The 22,331-nt window shown below is 51.5% G+C and carries 17 protein-coding genes; 11 read left to right on the top strand and 6 right to left on the bottom strand.

The window, feature by feature from the left end; translation table 11 throughout:
• Window positions 1–74: 74 nt before the first annotated feature.
• The 4 genes from JIN85_RS01830 (at window position 75) to ykgO (ending at window position 6,766) form a co-directional block, all read left to right on the top strand.
• Window positions 75–2,729, top strand: coding sequence for an FG-GAP repeat domain-containing protein (locus JIN85_RS01830; RefSeq protein ID WP_200267021.1), 2,655 nt, complete (start codon window positions 75–77; stop codon window positions 2,727–2,729).
• Window positions 2,722–5,475 (top strand): FG-GAP-like repeat-containing protein, encoded by a 2,754-nt coding sequence (locus JIN85_RS01825; RefSeq protein ID WP_200267019.1) that lies wholly within the window; start codon window positions 2,722–2,724, stop codon window positions 5,473–5,475. Before JIN85_RS01830 ends, JIN85_RS01825 begins: the two co-directional genes overlap by 8 nt.
• A gap of 58 nt (window positions 5,476–5,533) precedes the next feature.
• Entirely contained in the window at window positions 5,534–6,403 is an 870-nt protein-coding gene (locus JIN85_RS01820; RefSeq protein WP_200267017.1) for a hypothetical protein, read from the top strand.
• 198 nt (window positions 6,404–6,601) lie between these two features.
• Entirely contained in the window at window positions 6,602–6,766 is a 165-nt protein-coding gene (gene ykgO / locus JIN85_RS01815) for a type B 50S ribosomal protein L36 (RefSeq protein WP_200267015.1), read from the top strand.
• Window positions 6,767–6,896: 130 nt separating this feature from the next.
• On the opposite strand, the gene JIN85_RS01810 is transcribed toward ykgO, so the two are convergent.
• Window positions 6,897–7,721 carry a tRNA threonylcarbamoyladenosine dehydratase gene (locus JIN85_RS01810; protein WP_325107922.1) on the bottom strand — a complete coding sequence of 275 codons (825 nt, stop codon included), beginning with the start codon at window positions 7,719–7,721 and terminating at the stop codon, window positions 6,897–6,899.
• 172 nt (window positions 7,722–7,893) lie between these two features.
• Between JIN85_RS01810 and JIN85_RS01805 the strand changes: the two genes are divergently transcribed.
• A complete protein-coding gene (locus JIN85_RS01805) occupies window positions 7,894–9,207 on the top strand; it encodes a hypothetical protein (RefSeq protein WP_200267012.1) in 1,314 nt (437 codons plus the stop codon).
• Between the two features lie 2 nt (window positions 9,208–9,209).
• On the opposite strand, the gene JIN85_RS01800 is transcribed toward JIN85_RS01805, so the two are convergent.
• Window positions 9,210–9,734: an NUDIX hydrolase gene (locus JIN85_RS01800; RefSeq protein WP_200267010.1), complete on the bottom strand. Its 525-nt coding sequence runs from the start codon at window positions 9,732–9,734 to the stop codon at window positions 9,210–9,212.
• Between the two features lie 59 nt (window positions 9,735–9,793).
• On the opposite strand from JIN85_RS01800, the gene JIN85_RS01795 reads away from it, so the two are divergent.
• The 6 genes from JIN85_RS01795 (at window position 9,794) to JIN85_RS01770 (ending at window position 18,368) form a co-directional block, all read left to right on the top strand.
• Window positions 9,794–10,939: a 3-dehydroquinate synthase gene (locus JIN85_RS01795; protein ID WP_200267206.1), complete on the top strand. Its 1,146-nt coding sequence runs from the start codon at window positions 9,794–9,796 to the stop codon at window positions 10,937–10,939.
• A gap of 64 nt (window positions 10,940–11,003) precedes the next feature.
• Complete coding sequence (locus JIN85_RS01790) at window positions 11,004–12,512, top strand: SEL1-like repeat protein (RefSeq protein WP_200267008.1); 1,509 nt, start codon at window positions 11,004–11,006, stop codon at window positions 12,510–12,512.
• 77 nt (window positions 12,513–12,589) lie between these two features.
• A complete protein-coding gene (locus tag JIN85_RS01785; protein ID WP_200267006.1) occupies window positions 12,590–13,192 on the top strand; it encodes a TetR/AcrR family transcriptional regulator in 603 nt (200 codons plus the stop codon).
• Window positions 13,193–13,245: 53 nt separating this feature from the next.
• Entirely contained in the window at window positions 13,246–14,436 is a 1,191-nt protein-coding gene (locus tag JIN85_RS01780) for an efflux RND transporter periplasmic adaptor subunit (RefSeq protein ID WP_200267004.1), read from the top strand.
• Window positions 14,437–14,469: 33 nt separating this feature from the next.
• Entirely contained in the window at window positions 14,470–17,622 is a 3,153-nt protein-coding gene (locus JIN85_RS01775) for an efflux RND transporter permease subunit (protein ID WP_200267003.1), read from the top strand.
• Complete coding sequence (locus tag JIN85_RS01770) at window positions 17,619–18,368, top strand: SDR family NAD(P)-dependent oxidoreductase (protein ID WP_200267002.1); 750 nt, start codon at window positions 17,619–17,621, stop codon at window positions 18,366–18,368. Before JIN85_RS01775 ends, JIN85_RS01770 begins: the two co-directional genes overlap by 4 nt.
• 126 nt (window positions 18,369–18,494) lie before the next feature.
• Here the strand turns inward: JIN85_RS01770 and hflC are convergent, their stop codons facing one another.
• The 4 genes from hflC to rpiB form a co-directional block, all read right to left on the bottom strand.
• Entirely contained in the window at window positions 18,495–19,472 is a 978-nt protein-coding gene (gene hflC / locus JIN85_RS01765; protein WP_200267000.1) for a protease modulator HflC, read from the bottom strand.
• A 13-nt stretch (window positions 19,473–19,485) separates the two neighbouring features.
• Window positions 19,486–20,424, bottom strand: coding sequence for an FtsH protease activity modulator HflK (gene hflK, locus JIN85_RS01760; protein ID WP_325107916.1), 939 nt, complete (start codon window positions 20,422–20,424; stop codon window positions 19,486–19,488).
• 125 nt (window positions 20,425–20,549) lie between these two features.
• Complete coding sequence (locus tag JIN85_RS01755; RefSeq protein WP_200266998.1) at window positions 20,550–21,767, bottom strand: hypothetical protein; 1,218 nt, start codon at window positions 21,765–21,767, stop codon at window positions 20,550–20,552.
• Between the two features lie 81 nt (window positions 21,768–21,848).
• Window positions 21,849–22,277, bottom strand: a complete 429-nt coding sequence (rpiB, locus tag JIN85_RS01750) for a ribose 5-phosphate isomerase B (protein ID WP_200266996.1) — start codon at window positions 22,275–22,277, stop codon at window positions 21,849–21,851.
• Window positions 22,278–22,331 lie beyond the last annotated feature (54 nt).

The raw sequence follows: 22,331 nt of genomic DNA, 5'->3' as shown, positions 1-22,331 counted from the left end.
GGGAAAATGCCTTTCTACAAATAATCCGATGTGGGTCTTGCCGAAGTGCGACGCATTTTCTATTGGATCGTTTGTTGAAACGTATCCTGTATTTTTACCTTTTGATTTTCGGCCTCGCTCACGGAGCGATGGAGCTCGAATATTTCGGAATCATTTCCCGCCAACCGGACGGTCTCGGGCCGGTCTTACTGCAGGACCTGGATGGCGATGGGGATGAGGATTTTCTGATCACGGGCAGGAGAAACGACTACGTTGGCTGGAAGGAAGGATCGGCCAACGGGGAATTCGGATCGCTGAAATGGATCGATACCGGGGAATTCCACACGGAAGGCCGAAAACCGTTGTTGCTGGATTTTGATCATCTCGGTTTTCCGGACATTCATTATTCCGGCTGGCGAATTCCAAATCTCTATCGGCGCTATGGCAAAGCTGAGGCATTTGAGCCTACAGAAGGCTGTGACCTCATCACGGGAATTAGCGATTGCGTAATCGGTCGGGAACGCGAAACCGGTGAATGGCAAGTCATTACTGGGACGGGGAGGACTGCGCTGCAGACCCCGTCCGGGGTTCTGCGGACTGAAAGCACTCCTGACGAAAAATTGGTCGCTTACGGTGATGTTAACCGAGATGGTAAGCTGGACCTACTTGTCGCTCTAAATCACGCGAGTCTTGGAGATATCCAACTGAGTGGATTTTATTTATTTCGCGGTGCGGAAACTGGATTTGATGATCCGACTCTGCTTACGGAAAAAGTTCCTATTTATATTATCGTTGCTCAGTTGTCATCTCCAAATTGGATCGCACTGCGAATGTTTGCAACTGAAGAAATAGCAAGTGATGGAGACTATAAAGGGCAACTTGTAACACGAGTATATTTAGCCAATAATCCGAGTGGGCAAACTAACAAATTTTTCTATGAAACTCCGGCTTTAGAGGAATTTCCTGGTCAGCTAACGGGGATTTATTATCAAGATATGACTTCGGCTTACGAGGCTCGAATATCTTTTAGATGCAGAGATCGAAATGACGTTAATTCAGTCGAGAGAGTAAGGATATGGGGTAGGCGCGGAGACGGTATCCCAATCTTCAAAGTAGAATTGCCTCTGGGAGAGGTGGGAACTGGAGAGTTATTTGAGCTCAAAAGCCGGACTGCCATGATTACTTGTTTCCAGTCCAATCTCTCGGAGGATATAGAAGGGGCTGAATGCTTGATGAAATATGAAACCTCCGGACTTGAGGATAATCCGGATTCTTCTCAGTTTCTGGAAGGCGAATTGCTTGAGGGGCCCTTCGGAGAGCTGCAGCAGGCACAGTGGATCGATTTAACGGGTGATGGTCGAGATGATTTTATAGGATGTCCAAGTAGATCGAATACACTGTGTATACTTCCGGATGGTGGATCGACAAATATGATAAAATTGAGGGAGCGCTTGGAGAACTTTCAGGAATACATTCTCGATGATTGGGATGCTGATGGTGATCCCGATTTCGTATTTCATACATATCGTCCAGCTAACTATGTGGATGAGGTTGGTATGAGTTATTTATTGCGTGAATGGGAGAATATGGGTAATGGGGATTTTTATAGTGCGAACAGTCAAACCGCAGGTATTGCATATCCGGAAATTGTTGAATCGCCTCGCTTTATTCGGAAAGAGCATGATGAGGCGGATTCAGTGATTGTGAGTTCAAAGGGCAGATTGTTTTGGTATGGATTGGTTGGATCTTACCGGTCGACGCGATTAATCGGATACCCGGGGACGAACGCGGAGGTAATTTTAAGTAGCGAGGATGTGGATCAAAATGGGGTTAGGGACTTCTTGTTTTATCCTTCCGTATTTGGGAATAAGATTGCTTTGGGTAAAATGGATGCTTCCGGGACGTATTTGAATTCAATGGAGGCAATCATGGAAGTTCCAGAAGATGTATCCATTCCGAATCTTGTGCCCGGAGATCTGGAAGGTAATGGATCACATGATTTTTATCATGCGGGTTTAAGTTTCGAGCAATCTAGGGTGATCTGGCTCGGTTGCAGAATCGAGAATGGCGCAATTTCTCCCTTATCCTATCCAGATTGCCTTGTTCCTGGCTCAACGATCGCAGTTGCTGCGGTTGATGTAGACGGAGATGGTGACACAGACCTGTTACGATTTAGTTCTGATACTGTTACAGGGCCATCGACTCCGGATACAGTAACTACGAATGTTTATTGGTCTGAGCACGAAGCGGGTACATGGGTCAATCATGAGGAAATTCTTGGCCAGCTCCGGATTTTGAGTTCAGAGCCTAATTTAGTACTGACTCGCTCAAACTTGGGAAACCAGCAATCACGGATTTTAGTGGCAAATCGAATTGGCGAAGTCCTTCAACTCGACACTCGTCTTACGCAGGAAGACTCGGTGGTGTCCGAAAAGATCGAATTGGATGACCTTGCAAAGAAGATTGTTTTACTAACTCCATCTCCCATAGCTGGCACAACATCGAAGCTGGAATCTTCACAGGAATCTACACAGATCTTGAAGTTTGGAGTGCCAGTGTCACTCGAATCATCGAATATCCATGCCAGAGTGGAAATCAGTGAGGACTTATTGGAATGGCGGGTGATCGATGTTGAGCCGGACTTTGTTCAAGAAGATAATGAATTCTTTTGGTATCAAGTCCCGCTTACTCTCAGTTCGGATGTGTCTCGGAAATTTTTTGCTCGTATTGGGATTTTGAATTATGATTAAGCTGCTTAATGCTGTGGTGCTGACCATGTTGGTTGCTGTCAAATGTGGATATGCACAAGTTGATTTTAGTAAATATCGGGAGATTACCGCCTTCCCATTGGTTGTAAACGATCTTCAGGTTAATGATTTTGATCAGGATGGTGATGATGATCTAATCATGCACGGCCAGAACACCTTGGTTGTTTGGAGCGAGAATCTAGGGGATGGACAGTTTGCTCTACCGAAGACAATTGACTTCGGGGAACGAGGCAAATGTGATTTGGCACCAGTTTTAGTCGATCTGGATGGCGATGGAATCAAAGAGTTGGTAAGCGGAGTAAATCCAACGATTCTTTCATTTAGCAGTCTCGACATTAAAACTCCTCTCACCGTGCCATTGCCTTCAGTTATGAATGGTGTGGCAGAAGTACAAGCCGTTATTTCCGGTGCTACCGGTGATCGTGAACAATTTGTAATGGCGAACCCTAATGATGGTGGTATTGGTAAATACTTGGTAAGATTGAGTTCTGATGGTGTATTGATTGTAGAACCATTGATGGTTGATGGTCTAGCTCTAAATGAACTGCCGGAATATGGAATTTATGATGATGACATGATTGGGTTTTTCGATGCGGATAATGATGGGGATCAAGATATGTATTATACGGTTTCGGGGGAGATTAATATCGCTCGCAATCGAGGAGATGGTCGATTTTATAATAATGAGGTGATTGACGGGGTGGCGGATTCCTTTGAATTGTATGATCCTTTCCGCCATGCGCCTATCGCTGTATACATTGTTGGAGAAGATTATCCTGTTCTTGTTATGCAGCCTGAAGAAGATGAGGATGATGATGTTGATTGGAGGAGTCTGATATTTAGAACTCAGTCGGTGGTGGATGGTAATCTTAAGTTTGCCCCAGAGGATTATTGCCCTCCTATTATGCCTGCTCAGGGTGAGCTGGTTGAATCTGTCATAAAAATGTCTCCAGGTGTGGGATTTAGCGATGAAATATGGGTAAGGTTTTATGAGTATGATTATACTGATGGGAATAGTTTCGGTTATTTGAATGATTCCCTGAAAATTTATAGATTTGGTGAAGATGGGCAATGGTATGTTGCCTCTGAGTGCATATTGCCGTATCGAGGCTTAGGTGGTATGGTGCCGATGCAAATTGCACTTGGGGGTGAGGATGGTGTCGCTTTTCGATGCGGTGGTGCCTTGTATACGAGGTATGGATTATATTCCTCTATTGAATCCGAAAATATAATAATTTGGGCTTCCAATCAATCCTTGAGAAGTGGTGATCCGGAATGGAAAACACTAGTCGGTCCTTTTATGTCGATACGGGACTATCAAATATCAGATATAGATGCAGACGGGAGTTATGATTTAATCGGGACTCAATACGACACTGCTCTTGCTGGCTTGGTTAGTGGTAGGGTCTCAATCATTTCTGATTTCCTAGATTCTCCGAAACTGAGTGTCTTTGATTCTGCAGATTCTGTGATTTTTGAGAGTCTATCGTTATCTCCTAAGAATAATTCAGTAGTCGGTGATCTTGATCATGACGGTCTTCAGGATCTCGCCGTCCTAAATGATCAATCTGGTGAAATCCGTTATCTCCAGAATCTAGGCGGTCGACGATTTGCTCCTGGGATTGTCATGACTTCTTCTTCGCAAGCGCTAAAACCTGTCCTGATTGAGCAGGGCAATCTGTTTTTCCAGGAAGCTGGCCTGCTGAAATGGCTTCCTGCTGATCAAGCTGGCTCTATATCGACTCTGTATGATATTGGGGCTCCCGCAGATTTGGTTTTCTCGGATATGGATAGCGATGGCATCAAAGATGTGGTTGCTTATCCATGTCCGCTCGGGCAGGTGATTGGTTGGGGGAAAATTAATTCTCAGAATCAGGTAATCAAGTGGGAATACCTTAGCAATGAGCAACCCACTTGGTTGAGTGGTGAGAGTGGAAAAGGATCATTGATGTGGTTCGATTCTCCTGATTCTGACCATCCGACACTTTCCAGTGTCTCCAGCGATAAGGATGGTGTGGCTAAAGTGGTTTTCTCAGGGCCCGTTCCGGATAATCTAGTTTTTCCACCAGTTGATTTCGATCATGATGGCGATCTGGACTTTCTTTGTGTAACTAGTGTATGGTATGAACAATATTGGTATTTATACTCTGATATCACATGGTATGAAAACCAAAATAGATCTTTGATATGGCATCCGCAATCCATCCTCCAGATGTATTCAATCAGATCAGGGCGTCTGGTGATGAAAGAAATCGAGAGGGATGGGGGGCCTCAATTCCTCTTAAACTCGGGCTTGGGTGAAATTTTTCTGTTAGACCCAGAAGTGAAACTTCCTCTGGGACAGCTCAAGGACTGGCTGGGAAGTTACGGTTTAACAGGTGCCGTTTCCGGGCCGGATTCAGATCCTGATGGAGATGGTATTCCGAATTTTGCTGAAGCTTTACAGAATACTTCGCCTCTGAGTGTAAACACGCAGCCTTTTTCTGTTCCGGTGACTTTTGCAGGGAACGGGAAATGGACATTCACCGTGCCGGTGGAACTGACGGGAAGTGGGCTTGAGGCTGTAGCGGAAGTGAGCGATGACCTCGAATCATGGCAATCACTCAATGCAACTCCCGAATTGCTCGATGAAGAAGGTGGATCATATCGCTATGTGATTTCGGATATTTCTGGATCGGGAACTGCAAATCGACGCTTTGTCAGGATTAAATTCAACGCGCTAGAGTAATCTTGATTTGCCATTTTGAATGGTTTACATCCGTATCGCCTTTTAAATTGGCCAATTCATGATGAATGTGAATCGATTCCAAGCTCTGCCGATAGCTCTATGTGGTGCACTAGTGCTGGTGCTGGCGATGGGTTATCAGATTCTCGAAATGCAGCGCATGCATCAGAGTATCCTGGAATTGTCCGCGCAACTCACTTCTCACGACATATCTAAGAATGAATCTGGCGGTGAATTGCTGAATTCGATTCAACCGGGTAGTCAAGATGACGCGATGAAAATCATGGCGAGGATTGACGCACTAAATGAGGAGGTTTCATCGCTTCGAGTGAAACTGGACCAGGCAATTCAATCTGATGGGCGAACCCATATGCTTTCTCGCGAGGTTGTTGGAGCGAAAAAGAAAGAGCAGGATGTGTCGGATCCGCTTGAATTGCTCTTGCAGGAGCTTGGTGCGGGAAACCTTTCGTCTGAGGACGCGGCGAAATGGGTGGCAGGTTTGCCTCCAGGTGAAGAGCAGGACAAGGCTGCGTTGGCGGTGATCAATTACTGGCTCGAATCAGATCCAAGTAGCGCTGCTCATTGGGCTGCTAATTTTGGTGAGGGGAACTTGCGTGATCAAGCCCTTCGAGCGGTTTCCAGACGTTGGGGGCTGGAGGATTGGAATCAGACATCTGCCTGGCTGGCTACCTTGCCTGATGGTGAATTCAAGGATTCGGCCATCGGTTCATTCGTAACGAGTGCGGATGGGAAAGACATTGCGTTGGCGATCGAGTGGGCCAATCAAACCGGGAATCAGGATGACCGCACCAAACGGGTCCAATCGGTCGCGAAACGATGGCTCCTTGAAGATGAAGCTGCTGCGACCAAATGGCTGCAAGCGGCCGACCTCCCTGTCTCATTGAAGCAGGAATTGCTGGGGAAACGTTGAGGTGGGAATGGTAGCGCATCGCGAGTATCTCGAATTTGCAAATTGCGACGAGCCGGTGTCTCTTTTATATCGAAATCCCCCGCATGAAATCCCTGTTTTCCGGGGTAGGAGAAGAAATGGCTTTACAATTGAAGGGTGATGGGTAGTTTTCGCGCCCCGGTCGTGCCTGCGGCCTCATCGCTTCAACCATTTCCAGTCATGAAAGTCCTTTCTTCCCTCGCTTCCGCGAAACGCCGTCATTCCGATTGCCAAGTCGTGAAACGCAAAGGAACCGTTTACGTCATTTGCAAATCCAACCCGAAGTTCAAAGCTCGTCAGGGCGCAACTGTCGGCACCCGTCTTTCGAAAAAAGGCGTAAAATAATGACGAATTGCCCGGCGATTCACGCTGGGATTCAGATTTTCGAAAGCGATCTCGTGCGATGAGATCGCTTTTTTGCGTTTCGCCTAAAGCGATCAACGACTTACTGATCACGGTGGGTCTGATTTTTTCTTCAGACGCTAGCTGCCAGCTGCTCCAGGACGCGGCTGGCGGCAATAAGGCCAAAACTGGCGGTCACGTGGGTGGCCGTGCCGTAGCCTGAATGGCAATTCAGCCGCAGGTCTGCATTTTCCGGGCGATCGCAGGAGACGCCGCCATCGGCCTGCGGAAACAGGGGGGGCTCGTCAGAATAAACGGCATCGATCCCCAATGGGTCGGGTTTCTGGTTGATCGGAGTTTTGGCAAATCCGTGTTGTTGGCGCAAGGTGCGGCGTAGCTGGTGCAGCAAGGCGTCTTTGCCGCTGTAGGCGAGGTCGCTGACACGAATTCGCGTCGCGTCGCGTTTGCCTCCCGCGCCGCCGCAGGTGACGATGGGAATGTCGCGTCGGCGGCATTCTGCGATGAGGAGAGCTTTGTGGCGTATCGAATCGATCGCGTCCAACACACAGTCAAAGCCCGGATCGAGGATTTCGGCGGCGGTTCGCTCGTTGAAGAAACTTTGGATTACTTTGACATCGCATTCCGGGTGAATGGATCGGGCACGATCCGCCATGGCTTCGGTTTTTTGGCGTCCGATCTGACCGTCCATGGCGTGGAGCTGCCGGTTCACATTTGTCACGCAGATTTCATCCAAGTCGACCAAGGTGAGATGGCCAATGCCGGAGCGAGCCAGCGATTCGACTGCCCATGAACCGACGCCGCCGATGCCGATGATGGCAACCCGGGATTGGAAGAACTTTTCAAGCGTTTGCACGCCGTACAGGCGGGCGATTCCACTGAAGCGGAGCAAGGCATCGGACACGGCTGGAGCATGCAGCGGGATTTCCACCTGAGTCACGAATCGAATGAAACTAAACGCCGATGAGACATCGAATCCTCCGCACAATCGCGTATCTCCAGCCCACAAGGAGAGGTTTCTCTTTGAGTCAGCTGAAATCGGGTGATAGTTACGGGTTGAGTCGTGACGGTGCTGCCATCATGTCTTGAAAACCCATTATTTTAAATTTGTTATGTCTTTTGAGAGCGAAGGAATGATTCCGGAGGTCCAAGAACGCCCGAAAATGTCTTACTGGCGGAGGGCTGGCGGTGGATCACTTACCATTTCGATCATTGTTCACGTGATTCTTTTAGCGATCGGACTTTTTTGGGTGTTGAGCGTGAGCAAGCCGCCGGAAAAGAAAATCGATTTTTTGCCTCCAGCGGGTGGTGGCGGGTCTCCTTCCACGACAGCGCAGCAGCAAAAACAGCAGCAACGCCTCGCTCAAAATGCACCACGTATCGCGGCGTTGGATGCGGTTGGTGCGATGACCCTTCCTGAGCCCGACATGACATCGATGATGAATTCGTTGGGAGCTCTTTCGTCCGGTGGTGGCATGAGTGCAGGCATGGGCGGAGCTGGTTCCGGCGGTGGCTTGGGCAACGGCCATGGCAAGGGAGTGGGTGACGGAATGGGGATCGGCCTGGGGGGCGGGGGAAGCATCAATCCATTCGGAATGACGGATCCAAATGCGAACGCGTTGGTTGGGACGTTTTACGATCTCAAGCAGACGCCGGAGCGCGAGCCGACGAATATCACGGATGACGAGACCAAAGAGGTGGTTCGTAAATTTGTCGACAACTGGAACTTGCGGTATCTGAGCAAATACTACAAAGCCTCGAACACGCTCTATCAGACAAAGATCTACATCCCGGCGATGGATGCAGGTGAGGCACCCAAGGCGTTCAATTGCGCGAATGAAGTGCAGCCAAGCCGATGGGTTGTGGTTTACAGCGGCAATGTGATCGCTCCAAAAACAGGGAAATTCCGGTTCGTTGGGGCGGGGGATGATATCATGGTGGTCCGCTTCAATAAGAAGAATGTCTTTGATTGGGGATATACCATGGGGACGGTGGACTTTGAGCCCCATTTGCATATTCCATATCTAACAGGTCAGAATGATAATCGTGAATTTGACCGACTGTTGCGCTCTTCCGCGATGAAGGAGGACAAGATCAAAACTTATCAATATGAGACCACGCAGAACTGGAATGAGAAGAACCTCGGTTTGGGCGTGGGGCCGACTTTCGATGTGGTTGCCGGTCGCACTTACCCAGTTGAGATTTTGATTAGTGAAGTGCCGGGCGGCCTTTTTTGTGCAGCACTGCACATCGAGGAAGTCGGTGCGGATTACAACAAGGCATCCACGGGCTCTCCGATTCTGCCGCTGTTCCGCTTCGACCGCAGTTTGCCTGAGAAATCGAATGCGGACAATGCACCACCGTTCGATCCAAACGGTCCGGTTTGGAAAATGGCGAAATCAGGAGATACCAAATTCGGAATTTGAGTTCAGGCGATGATTCCGGCCATCCACAGGGTGGCGTGGATTTTGAAATCGATCAGTAGCCCTTCCGATTCTTTCTGCTTCAGCCACGCGCGCAGCTCGGAAAGCGGAACGTGGTGCACGGTGATGTCTTCATTTTCTGTTCCGCCACCGGGCCCTCTTCTTTCGAGATTGGATGCTTGGAACAGATAGATGATTTCCGAGCTCATGCCTGCCGTGGTGGGCGTGCCAAGCAGGAGTTTCATGTCTGAGGCGAAATAGCCGGTCTCTTCCAACAGTTCGCGGCGTGCGGTTTCTTCCAACGGTTCACCGATGTGTTCTGGCTCGTCACCCACGATGCCCGCAGGGACTTCGATCACCCGGCGTTGCATCGGAATGCGAAACTGCTCAATCAGAATGATTTCGCTTTCAGGAGTGACCGCAAGGATGCCCACCGCCGTTGGCGCGTGCGGCCTGCAAGCGAAATCCCAGTGACCGATTCGATAGAGTCCGAGCCATTCCGTTTCAAATAAGGTGGTGATTTTCGACATGGGATTATAAGAAGAAACGTTGGCGCGACGGCGTATTGGTGCCTAGCTTCCGCCCGCCGATGTCCCGCTACGATTTCCAAATTCCTGTAACCTTCAAGCACCGGATTGTTTTTACTCGAGATGCCTTTTCGAAATCGAATCCGATCTTGAATGAAATCCTCGAGGAAGGAGCAGGGCGACGAGCGATGGTCTTTATCGAGCAAGCCGTTGCTGATGCCTGGCCGTCACTTGAAGCAGAGGCGAATCAATACTTTGCGGATTCCCAGGTGGAGCTGAAAGGTGTGGTGGTAATGCCAGGTGGTGAGCCGGTGAAAGCGGATGATCGTTTGGTCCGTGAGATTTGGGAAAAATTGAATGATGCCCACATCGACCGTCATTCGTATGCGCTGGTGATTGGCGGTGGGGCCTTCTTGGATGCGGCCGGCTATGCGATGGCGACGGCGCACCGGGGGGTGAGACTGGTCCGTTTTCCAACCACAACTCTTTCACAAGACGACAGTGGCGTGGGGGTGAAGTGTGCGATCAATGGTTTAGGAAAGAAAAACTGGATCGGCGCGTTTGCCGTGCCATACGCCGTCATCAATGATTTCCGCTTTCTTCATTCGCAGCCGGATGACGTGAAACGCGCCGGGCTGATCGAGGCGGTCAAAGTTGCGTTGGTGAAAGATGCCGAGTTTTTCGATTGGATGGATGCAAACATCGATGAACTCGCCGCGCTCGCTCCAGACATTCTTGAAGAGTGTGTCAAACGTTCGGCGTTGTTGCATGCCCGGCATATTGCGACGAGTGGTGACCCATTTGAAAGTGGTTCCAGTCGCCCGTTAGACTTCGGCCACTGGGCGGCGCACAAACTGGAAGCGATGACCGGTTATGTTCTGTCGCATGCTCCGGCGGTGGCGGTGGGTCTGGCGATTGATACGCTTTATTCGGCGCGCACCGGGCTCTTGGCTCAGGAAACAGCCGATCGGATTTTGCGCATTTTGGACAAACTGCAGTTGAAAACCTGGCATCCGATGCTGGATGAAACATCCACTTCAGGGGAGTTGGCGGTGTTTGATGGTTTGGCGGAATTTCGTGAACATCTTGGTGGGGAGCTGACGGTCTTGTTGTTACAAGAGCCGGGAAAAGGAGTGGACGTGCATGAGATGGATCGAGCGGTGCTGATCGAATGCATTGAAGATCTTCGCACGCGTTCCAGCTGCTGAACCAATTTTTCCGCGCCCCATCTATCCGGTTGCGCACCAGGGGGTGGGCAGGCTAGCGTCCGCCATGCGGTTCAAATTCCCTCTCCTGTTCCTTTTGGGTGCGATTTCACTGGGTTCGGTTCATGCGGCGGAGCCTGGAACGGACCCCGCGCCACCTGCGATCCCGACCGAAGTGGACGGGCCGGTGAAGGCTGCCGTTGATGCGTTTCAGGCTGGTGATTTCGACAAGGCGATGGAACTGGCGAAGCCTCTGGTCGAAAAGGGAAATGCGGACGCGCTCTATCTGATGGGCTTTGCCTACGAGACCGGCAAGGGAGTGGAACTTTCCCAGGAACAAGCTCTGGACTATTACCTCAAGGCGGCCGCTAAAGGCCAGAATGATGCGGCCTACCGCATCGCTTTCATTTACCTCGCCTCGGAAGACCCAAAAGTCCGTGAGGATGCGAAAAAGCGCTTGGAAACGAAAGCGGAGACGGATCCTCAGGTCGCGGGAAGAATCCTCGGCGAGGCTTATTTGCGGGGACGCTTCAGCAAAGAGCCGGATTACGATCAGGCCGTGCAATGGTGGGGCAAATCCGCAGATGCAGGCGATGTCACTGCCATGGTTTTGTTAGGCCGCTTGTATGAAGGACAATTTGGCTTTGCCGATAAGATCGATATCAAAAAAGCGATGGCGGCATTCAAGCGCGCCGCGGATCAGGGTGATGCCGGAGCCATGGTGACCTTGGCGTCCCGACTGTTGAGCGGCCCCGAGGAAATCCGCGATCTGAAACTCGGCCGTGAGTGGTTAGATAAGGCGATCGCCTTGAAAAATCCATCCGCCTATTTGGTTCTCGGCGACTTCGAAGAAAAAGTGAACCACGACGACAAAGCGGCGCTTGCAGCCTTCGAGCGTGGCAAGGATGCCGGCCAACCGGATTGTGCCATGCGCGCGGCAGATTTCTATCTGGAAGGCAAAACCGTCGATAAGGACCAGGGCCGCGCGGTCGATTTGTTAGAGACGGCTGCTAAAGCCGGAAACCCGGAGGCGCATTTCAAGTTGGCAGTGATTCGACTTTCCGGTGACAAGCCGGACTTGATGGCCGGCTACAACAATCTTCTTAACGCCTCAGTCGGTGGTCTTGCCGAAGCTCAAAATGAGCTCGGGCTGTTTTATCTTTCTGGCAAACTCGCCGTGGCAGATCCGGCAGCTGCGGCTGCCTGGCTGGGCAAAGCGGCGCAAGCCGGTTACCCGCAGGCCCAGAATAACCTCGGCGCGATGTATGAGCGAGGCGTGGGTGTGCCGCAAAATCTTGGAAATGCCGGAAAGCTTTACTCCATGGCCGCGGATCAGGGGAATGGTCCTGCGACTTTTGCAGTCGCGCGGATGCTTTCCCAAGGATTGGGAACCAAAGTGGATTTACCGAAGTCCTGGGCCTATGCGACACTGGCTTCCGAGCGCGGTGAAACCAGCGGTAAAGAGCTGGCGGACAAACTTTTCGGCGGCTTTGATGATGCGCAAAAGAAGCAGGCTCAGGTCGAACTCGGTGCTATCAAATCAGGGAAAGCAAAGGCGAGCAGCGAGGGTAAATGATCCCTGGATGATTTCACCCATGGCGATTTCTGAAAAAATCACTTGTAGTTGACCAATTGGTAAACTATTAAAAACCCATGGGCCGCACGAGTGATGCAAAAGAGCGCCTGCTGGAAGCTGCACTGGATTTGATCTGGGAGCGTAGCTACGGCACGGTGACGATTGATGCGATCTGCGAGCGTGCCGGAGTGAAGAAGGGAAGTTTTTACTATTTCTTCGATTCCAAATCGACCTTGGCTGTAGCGGCGCTGGAAGCAAATTGGCAAGACTCGGCCAAGCCAAAGTGGGACGCTTGGTTTTCGTCCTCCACCCCGCCGCTTGAGAGAGTGCGTCAATTCATGCAGGAAATCCTGGATTTTCAGGCAGAAATGCTCGCGAAACACGGCCAAGTTCTCGGCTGTCCCTGCTTTTCGGTAGGTAGCGAAGTTTGCAGTCAGGACGAACTGTTGCGTGCGAAAGCACAGGAAATTCTCGATCGGCAAATTCGCTATTTCGAATCGACGATCCGTGATGGCCAAGCTCAAGGCGTATTTTCCGAAGGTGACGCGATGCGCATGGCGAAAAGTCTGTTCGCTCTGTTTGAGGGCAGCATGGGCCAGGCGCGAATCCAAAATGATTTGGAATATCTCAGGAACCTCCCTGAAGCCTCAATCGGGATTCTTGGCGGGAAAATCGCCTAAATTTCCCCTTTTTTTAGTCTATTACTTTACTAATTAGTCAACTACATCCAATTATGAGTCCTGTTTTGATCTTTTCGCGCAGCCGCTTCAAGCGTTTTCGTTGGCTTGATTTATCAGCCGCTGCCGGGGTGGCGTTGATTGTTTTCTATTTAGTCAATACGACGGCCCAGGCAGCGGAGGGGCAAGCGGCGCAAGCTGCCCCACCTCCGCCGAAAGTGACCATCGCTCAAGTGCAGCAAGAAATGTCGGTGGAGTTCCGCGAGTTGCTCGGCAGGGTAGAGGCTCAGGAAAGTGTTGAACTGAGAGCGCAGGTTTCTGGGCCCATCGTCGAGGTTCGTTTGGAGGCCGGTAAAAAGGTGGAGAAAGGCGATGTGCTGTTTGTCATCGATCCGCGCCCATTTCAGGCTCAAGTGGATCTGGCGAAGGCAGAGTTGGAGCGCACCAAGGTTCGGGTGCAGATTGCCGAAAGTCAGTCAAAACGCTCGGATGATCTGCTTGGCAGCAAAGCGATCTCCATGGAAGAAGCGGAAGTCAGGAGTTCGACCCTGGCCGAGGCTAAAGCCGCAGTCCTGGCAGCTGAGGCATCTCTGAAAACAGCGTTGCTGGATTTGGAATACACCGAGGTCCGGGCTCCGATCAGTGGTTTGGTGAACCGCGCCTATGTAACTACGGGAAACATGGTATCTGGAACGCCGGGGAATGGCACCGTGCTGACCAGAATTGTGTCTGCGGGTGATGTGTTTGTTTACGCGGATGTGGATGAAAACACCCTACTGACTTTCAACCAACTGGTTCGGGAGGGGAAGATTTTGCAAAAAAAGGGTCACATCCCGGTCGAAGCCCAACTGAGCAATGAAGATGACTTTCTTCATGTGGGATACATTGAATCCACAGACAATCATCTTGATTCAGGAACCGGCAGCTTAGTGCTGCGGATGGTGTTTCCAAATGTGGATGAGGAATTGATTCCCGGTCTATCAGCGCGGGTGCGACTGCCGATCAGTGCGGAAAATCCGACCTTGTTTGTCAGTGAGCGGGCGATCGGCACAAGTCAGGATCAGAAGTATGTTCTAACTGTTGGAGCGGATAATACGGTGGCGTATCGCACGGTGAAACTCGGCCGTGTTATCGGCGGACGTAGAGTCATTAGGGAAGGATTAGCTGCAGGAGATCGGGTGATTATCAACGGACTGCAAAAGGTCGCAGCCGGCATGACCGTGGATCCAGAAGTCGCGGTACGCTGAATCAAATCTGAATGGATCTTTAAAAAGACGCATATGAACTTTTCCGATTTCTTCATCAAGAGGCCGATTTTTGCCGGCGTCTTGTCGATTGTGATCTTCCTCGTGGGGGCGATCTCGCTTTTCCGGCTTCCCGTCAGTGAGTATCCGGAAGTGATCCCGCCGACGGTGGTGGTTACTGCGACTTATCCGGGGGCGAATCCGAAAACGATCGCCGAGACGGTTTCAACGCCGCTGGAGCAGGCGATCAACGGCGTCGAGGATTCCATCTACATGTTTTCCCAGGCGACGAGTGATGGGGTGATGACCTTGACCATCACCTTCAAGCTCGGCACGGATCCGGACGATGCCCAAGTCCAGGTGCAAAACCGGGTGGCACAAGCATTGCCTAAATTGCCGGAGGAAGTTCGCCGTCTTGGTGTTACCACCATCAAAAGCTCTCCGGATTTAACGATGGTCGTGCATTTGCTTTCACCGGACAAAAGGTATGATGAGATTTATGTCCGGAACTACGCGACCTTGCAGGTTCGTGATGTGTTAACACGGATTCCCGGTGTGGGGCAGGTGCAATTATTCGGCTCAGGAGATTATGCCATGCGCGTGTGGCTGGATCCTAACAAAGTTGCTTCGAGAGGGCTGACGGCCGGTGATGTGGTCAACGCGATCCGTGAGCAGAACGTCCAGGTCGCAGCCGGCGCAGTGGGTCAGCAACCGAATCCGGGGGGCGCTGAAACCGAGTTGCTGATCAATACAAAGGGGAGATTGGTCACGGAGGAGGAGTTCGAAAATATCATCGTAAAAATCGGTGAACATGGTGAGCGCACCTTGCTGAGAGACGTTGCTAGGGTGGAGCTGGCTGCCTCGGAATATGCGTTGAGGTCGCAATTGAGCAACCAAACGGCGGTGGCGATTCCGATTTTCCAATTACCTGGCGCGAATGCGATTGAGCTATCCAACAACGTCCGCAAAACGATGGAGGATCTGAAAAAGGATTTCCCGGACGGGCTGGATTATAAAATCGCTTACGACCCGACGGTGTTTGTGCGCCACTCGATCGAAGCGGTCGTGCATACCTTGTTAGAGGCGACAGTACTGGTGGTGCTTGTCGTGATTTTATTCCTCCAAACCTGGCGAGCGTCGATCATTCCCCTGGCAGCGGTTCCGGTTTCTTTGGTGGGAACGTTTGCCATGATGAGCGCCCTGGGCTTTACCATCAATGCTCTTTCGCTGTTCGGACTCGTCCTCGCGATCGGGATTGTGGTGGATGATGCCATCGTGGTAGTGGAAAACGTGGAGCGCAATATTGCGCTTGGGTTCTCTCCAATTGAGGCAACCAAGCGAGCGATGCGAGAGGTAACGGGCCCGATCATTGCCACGGCACTGGTGTTGTCTGCGGTGTTTATTCCCACGGCATTCATCACCGGACTTAGCGGGCAATTTTATAAACAATTTGCGATTACGATTGCGATTTCCACGGTGATTTCAGCGTTCAACTCGTTGACCCTTTCGCCGGCATTGAGTGCGTTATTGCTGCGTGATCACCATGCACCCAAGGATGGGTTGTCGAAGGTGATGGATAAGGCGCTGGGTTGGTTTTTCCGCCCCTTCAACCGATTCTTTGACTGGTCCTCGACCAAATACTCGGGCGGAGTGAATCGAATGATTCGGAAAAGTGCGATCGCGCTCGTGCTATACCTCGGGCTACTAGGGTTGACGTATTACAGTTTCAAAAAAGTTCCTTCAGGGTTCATTCCCGCTCAGGATAAACAATATTTGGTGGCGTTTGCCCAATTGCCGGATGGGGCATCTCTGGAGCGGACGGATGAAGTGATTCGCAAGATGAGTGAAATCGCTCTGAAACATCCGGGCGTTGCCGAATCCATTGCATTTCCAGGCCTTTCGATCAACGGCTTCACCAACAGTCCGAATTCGGGCATCGCGTTCGTGACTTTGAAGTCGTTCGAGGAGCGTGAAGGGAAAGGTTTGTCCGGGCCGGAAATCGCGGCTCAGTTGCAAGCGGAGTATGCGCAAATTCAGGAAGCATTTGTGGCGATCTTCCCGCCGCCACCGGTGAACGGTCTTGGCACCACAGGTGGATTTAAACTCTACGTCGAAGACCGGACAGGTGCTGGCTATGACGCGCTTTACGAAGCGACCCAGTCGTTGGTGGCGAAGGCGAACCAAACACCCGGGCTTGCGGGGGCGTTCTCTGGTTTCACGGTCAATACTCCGCAGTTGAATGTGGATGTGGATCGCGCCAAGGCAAAGCAGCAAGGGATTCCTCTGGCAAATATCTTTGAAGCGATGCAGATCAATCTCGGCTCGCTTTATGTGAACGATTTCAATCGCTTTGGTCGAACCTATCAGGTCATTGCCCAGGCAGATGCGCCATTCCGAACCAATGCGCAGGATATCCTGAGATTGCGGACCCGGAACGATCAAGGACAGATGGTGCCACTGGCATCTGTGATCAAGGTCAGCGAAACGTACGGGCCGGATCGTGCGATGCGCTACAACGGCTACGCAGCCGCTGAGGTCAACGGAGGACCAGCTCCCGGCTATAGTTCAGGGCAAGCCGAGGCGCTGATGGAAAAGGTGGCGAAGGAAACATTGCCTAAGGGAATGGCGCTGGATTGGACGGACTTGACCTATCAGAAAATTCTGGCCGGGAACAGCGGTGTCTTGGTTTTCCCGATCAGTATCTTGCTGGTGTTCCTCGTTCTCGCGGCACAATATGAAAGTTTCCGACTCCCGTTTGCTGTCTTGTTGATTGTGCCAATGGCCTTGCTCGCGGCCATGCTCGGAGTTTGGTATACCAAGGGAGATAATAATATCTTCACCCAAATTGGCCTGATCGTTTTGATCGGGTTGGCGGCGAAGAATGCAATTCTAATCGTCGAGTTCGCGGTTAAGTTGCGGGAAGAAGGCAAGGGCATTGTCGAATCCGCAGTGGAAGCCTCCAGACTTCGCTTGCGCCCGATCTTGATGACATCAATCGCCTTCATCGCGGGCGTCTTCCCATTGGTTGTGGCTCATGGTGCCGGGGCAGAAATGCGTAAGGCAATGGGCGTGGCCGTCTTTTCCGGAATGATCGGAGTCACCATCTTCGGTCTATTCCTGACACCGATTTTTTACGTGGTGCTTGAAAGCATTGGCGCGAAAAAACAAAGAACAAACATCGAATCATGAATCAACTCACTGGAAAAGTTGCAATCGTCACCGGAGCATCAAAAGGCATCGGTGCGGGTATCGCCAAGCATCTTGCTGCTGCGGGTGCGTCGGTTGTGGTCAACTATGCATCTAGTAAACAAGGTGCGGAGAAAGTCGTTTCAGAAATCACCGCTGCGGGGGGCAAAGCCATCGCAGTGCAAGGAGATGTCTCCAAGCAGTCGGATATCAATCGCCTGTTTGAGGAATCTAAGTCAGCATTCGGAAAGCTGGATATCCTCGTCAACAATGCCGGCATCTATCAGTTTTCTCCGCTGGAGGGAATCACCGATGAGCATTTCCACGCGCAATTCAATTTGAATGTCTTGGGGCTTCTTCTGACTTCGCAAAAAGCCGTGGAGTACTTCGGTGAAAATGGCGGAAATATCATCAACGTCAGTTCGGTCGTCGCATTTTCGCCGATGCCTGGAGCGTCGGTTTATAGTGCAACCAAAGCCGCAGTGGATGCCATCACTCAATCGCTGTCCCAGGAGCTTGGCCCCAAAGGGATTCGTGTGAATTCGTTGAATCCAGGGATGGTGGAAACCGAAGGGACGCATGCCACAGGGATCATTGAGTCCGATTTGAAAGAAGCGATCATCGCGCGGACTCCGCTGGGTCGTATCGGCCAGCCCGATGACATCGGCAAAGCGGCTGTGTTTCTTGCATCCGACGCCTCAGGTTGGGTCAATGGACAGGTTCTGGCAGCGGCTGGTGGTTGGAGGTAATTGCCTCTTTCAAAATCGTTAAATGCTCCGCCATCGACCTACAGGATGTGAGGTCGATGGCGGATTTCGCTCGAAGACATGCGGATGGCAACGGTGCACGTCTAACAAGCAAAGGGACGAAGGTCGTTATCGTTTGTCAGGATCGATCCGTTTCATGAGATGGAACAGATCACTATTGGTGGTAAAGATCGCAGTGCTATCCTTCCCGAGAGTCATGCGGTAGGTATCGAGAGTTTTATTGAACTGATAGAAATCTGCCGCTGTTGGGCTGGTGTTGTAGGCACTGGCGTAAATCCCGGTCGCTTGGGCATCCGCTTTGCCTTTGATCTCTTGTTCTTTCCGATAAGCCTCCGATTGTATCGAAAGGAGATCCCGATCTTTGCGGCCGATGATTTTTGCAGCGGCTCCGGCACCTTCGGAGCGGAATCTCTCTGCGATTTGGAGCCGCTCGGATGCCATGCGAGCATAGATCTTCTCGATGACGCCGGACTTGTAGTTGATCCGCTTGAACCGGACATCAATGATCTCGATGCCCCAGGCCGATACCTTGGATTGCGCGGCCTTGAGAATTTGTTCGTCGATGACCGCGCGGCCATATTGGATTGGCGGCAAGGTTCCGAGTGTTGAATCGGCCCCGGTCAACGACTCATCGCGGACGGGTTGGCGGTCTTTCCGACTGCGGACGACTTCGATCAAATCATGGGAAGCAATCGCATTCCGGGTTTCGCCGCCGATGATGTCATCAAGACGTGACAGCGCGCTGCGTTCGTCGCGCAGTTGTTCATAATAAGCGATTGGATCAACGATGCGCCAGCGGGCGAAGTTATCGACGGAGATATAGAGCTTGTCCCGGGTGGGCATTTCGGTCGCAGGGCCGTCCCATTGGAGGATGCGCTTCTCGATGCGGTTTACCTTTTGGATGAATGGTTTTTTGAAGTGAATTCCAGCTTCATCATGGTTCGGGTCTGAATTGATCGGCTTGCCAACCGGTTTGCCGAATTCAGTGATGAATGCCTGTTCGGTCGGTGAAACGGTGTAGGTGCACGTCGATACGATGAAAAGGAGCACGAAGAGCCCGAACACGAATGCGAGTATGGTTTTCATGAGTCCTGGGAAATTAGTTTTTGTTAGAAGCTGGGACTGATGATGAATTCAGGTTCATCAGTGGGAGAAATTGTTTGGCATCTTCATCGAGAATGATTTTTCCGCCCATTTTCGGCAGCACTTCATTCATGGTTTCGAGATACAGCCGCTGGCGGGTGATCGCCGGAGCCTTTTCGTATTGGGTGAGCAATTCCTTGAATCGGGCAACATCGCCTTCAGCTTCGTTGACCCGCTGGACCGCATATCCTTCGGCTGCGGAAATCCGTTGATCGGCCAGGCCTCGCGCTTTTGGAATGACACGATTGTATTGGCCATTTGCTTCATTGATCATCTGTTCCCGTTCCTGTTGGGCGCGGTTCACTTCGTCGAATGAGCTCTGCACCGGTCCCGGAGGATGGACGTTTTTCAGTTGAATCTGATCAGCACGGATACCGATATCTAACAAGTTGAGTTGCTGTTGCAATCGGGTGAGTGCCTCGACCTCAATTTCGGTGCGGCCAAATGTCAGCACCTCATCGACGGTCCGGTCGCCGATGATTTCTGTCATCACGCTTTCTGTTAGATCGCGCAGTGTGGCGGCGGGGTCGCGCAGGTTGAAGAGATATTTGCGGGGATCAGCGATTGTATATTGGACAATCCATTCCACTTGAACTGCATTCAGGTCTCCCGTGACCATGTCCCGTTCGAGTTTGGGTTCCTGACTGGATTGATAGGGATTGGTCGCGTTTGGTGTGGTGAACCCAAATTCAAGTTTTAGTTGCCGCCGCACTGGCACCATAATGGTTTCATCGATCCCATAAGGCAGCTTATAGTGCAGCCCCGGTGGTGCGATGCTGTGGAACTTTCCAAAGCGCAGCACAACTGCTTCCGATTCCATAGGGACGCTGTAGAAAGAGCTGAGTGATCCGACTAGGAAAAGGATAAGGGCGATGGCCGTGACTATCAACTTCACGACAATGGAAAATCTCTGCCGGGGCGGTTTGGATGATAATTTGTTTATAAAACTTTGAATCACGCTCCCGAGATTAATTGAATGAGCGTTGCCAGCAAGGGGAAGATCGGCGCTTGTTTGTAGCGTCAGTGATGTTCTTTAGTGGCGATCACCCCTAACAGGTTATCACGCGCCTTCGAATCCTGGATCGAAAGCGCAACTTTCCGTGCAGAGCCGAGATCGATGTTAATCAGTTGATAGGCCAAATTGAATGCGAGGTTTGTGTGCTCGGTGCTTTGCTGGTGTTGATCCAGCCATTCAATGGCAGCAGAAGTATCTCGAACGGCCCAGGTGTTCAGGACTTGCTGCTTGGCGGTGCCGGATTTGATGCGTTCCGCCCAATCCATAGCGTCTACGGGATCTGCCGAGGCGTATTCTTGAGCTGTGGCTTGGATCAATTTCTTATTCTGTGCCCAATCCAAGGTCGTATTGCGCTCAATCAATCCTGCGGCTTGCTGCGGGTCTTGATTCACAAGGCTGCCAATGACTTTGATCGCAAGTCCGTCGATATCTTTTTGCGGGGCACCCGAGCTGACGATTTTTTCAAACCACTCCGTCGTCGCTTGCACGCCTTCGGTTCGGCTCATTGCTTCCACCAATGCTCCGTATTCTCCGTCCACCCCGAGGCCGGTTTTAAAAAGCCATGTTGCTGCTGCATCGGGATCGTGCGCTGCCCAGCCCCGCACCAACCCGTAGAGGCCTTCTTCTCTACCTTGTGGCAGATCGACCGTTTCGAAATGTCGCAACGCGCCATCGAGATCTGTATCCGCCCAATAAATCATCGTCTGGTTGATCGCTTGCTCGGGAGCGGTGTGGTTCCATTCGCTCCAATCCATCGAGCGCATGAAATCGATCGCCGAGAGAGGATCGCGTCGGCCCCATTCCGCCCACAGCGCTGACCATTCGTTGCCGTTTCCGGTTCCACGTTCATCCATTTCCCGGATTAATGAAACGATCTGCGGAAAATCTTTCGGGGAAGTGGTTGTGAGCAATACCTTGAAACCCTCCAGTCGCTCATCTTCCAGATTGTTTTGAAGGATATTCCGATAGGCAGTCTCGACGGCAGGACCGGATTGTAGCTCGGCACCGCCATGGCGAATAGCATTTGGACGGCTTGATCGAGCCGGATGATCTTCAGAACGAGCTCGATCGTTGCTGCGCCAGTTGGGGGGTGGAAGTGATGTTGAAATCTCCGAAGTTGAGGATTTGCCGTGAGAGATCCAACCGGTGATGAGTCCGATTCCCAGACCTGTAGCAAAAATCACCAACAACGCAAAGCGGCTCAATTGCAGGCGATGGCTCATGGAATCCGAATTTGGAATTCACCATGTGCTATCAGGGCTTATGATGTTTGCAATTAAAATCCAAGCGCTTGCTGACTGGCTTCACTCGTCCAGTTCCCGAATTCGCGCAAGATGGCGGCCGCCTTCAAAGGCAGTGGCAAGGAAGACATCGACGATGGAAAGCGCGGTTTCCAAATCCATCATCCGTTCGCCCAGCGACAGCACGTTTGCGTCGTTATGCAGGCGGGTGAGGCGCGCGGACTCGGTGTTCCAGCAGAGGCCACAGCGGATGCCGCGAACGCGATTGGCCGCGATCGCCTCGCCATTGCCGGAACCGCCAAGGACGATGCCGCGATCGAATTTTCCTGCGGCAACGGCTTCAGCAACGGGACGAATGAATTTCGGATAATCCACCGCATCGGTGGAATCGGTGCCGAAATCCGTGACCTGGTGGCCTGCGCTGCGCAGGTAGGAGATGATTTCCTGTTTGTAGGTGTAGCCCGCGTGGTCAGATCCGATGGCGATGTTCATGAGGTCGAAGTGGTTGATCGAATTTCGATGAAATCACCCGGGTCGCAAACCCAA

Origin of the sequence: Luteolibacter pohnpeiensis (assembly GCF_016595435.1) — a bacterium.
GTDB lineage: Bacteria > Verrucomicrobiota > Verrucomicrobiia > Verrucomicrobiales > Akkermansiaceae > Luteolibacter > Luteolibacter pohnpeiensis.
Note: the sequence above shows the minus strand (reverse complement) of the source record. Positions and strands in the feature narration are given on the sequence as shown.

Excerpts from the sequence above, each read along its gene's own strand:
- JIN85_RS01825 (WP_200267019.1), top strand. The coding sequence starts at position 2,722 with ATGATTAAGCTGCTTAATGCTGTGGTGCTGACCATGTTGGTTGCTGTC.
- JIN85_RS01820 (WP_200267017.1), top strand. The coding sequence starts at position 5,534 with ATGATGAATGTGAATCGATTCCAAGCTCTGCCGATAGCTCTATGTGGT.
- ykgO (WP_200267015.1), top strand. The coding sequence starts at position 6,602 with ATGAAAGTCCTTTCTTCCCTCGCTTCCGCGAAACGCCGTCATTCCGAT.
- JIN85_RS01805 (WP_200267012.1), top strand. The coding sequence starts at position 7,894 with ATGTCTTTTGAGAGCGAAGGAATGATTCCGGAGGTCCAAGAACGCCCG.
- JIN85_RS01800 (WP_200267010.1), bottom strand. The coding sequence starts at position 9,734 with ATGTCGAAAATCACCACCTTATTTGAAACGGAATGGCTCGGACTCTAT.
- JIN85_RS01795 (WP_200267206.1), top strand. The coding sequence starts at position 9,794 with ATGTCCCGCTACGATTTCCAAATTCCTGTAACCTTCAAGCACCGGATT.
- JIN85_RS01790 (WP_200267008.1), top strand. The coding sequence starts at position 11,004 with ATGCGGTTCAAATTCCCTCTCCTGTTCCTTTTGGGTGCGATTTCACTG.
- JIN85_RS01785 (WP_200267006.1), top strand. The coding sequence starts at position 12,590 with ATGGGCCGCACGAGTGATGCAAAAGAGCGCCTGCTGGAAGCTGCACTG.
- JIN85_RS01780 (WP_200267004.1), top strand. The coding sequence starts at position 13,246 with ATGAGTCCTGTTTTGATCTTTTCGCGCAGCCGCTTCAAGCGTTTTCGT.
- JIN85_RS01775 (WP_200267003.1), top strand. The coding sequence starts at position 14,470 with ATGAACTTTTCCGATTTCTTCATCAAGAGGCCGATTTTTGCCGGCGTC.
- JIN85_RS01770 (WP_200267002.1), top strand. The coding sequence starts at position 17,619 with ATGAATCAACTCACTGGAAAAGTTGCAATCGTCACCGGAGCATCAAAA.
- hflC (WP_200267000.1), bottom strand. The coding sequence starts at position 19,472 with ATGAAAACCATACTCGCATTCGTGTTCGGGCTCTTCGTGCTCCTTTTC.
- JIN85_RS01755 (WP_200266998.1), bottom strand. The coding sequence starts at position 21,767 with ATGAGCCATCGCCTGCAATTGAGCCGCTTTGCGTTGTTGGTGATTTTT.
- rpiB (WP_200266996.1), bottom strand. The coding sequence starts at position 22,277 with ATGAACATCGCCATCGGATCTGACCACGCGGGCTACACCTACAAACAG.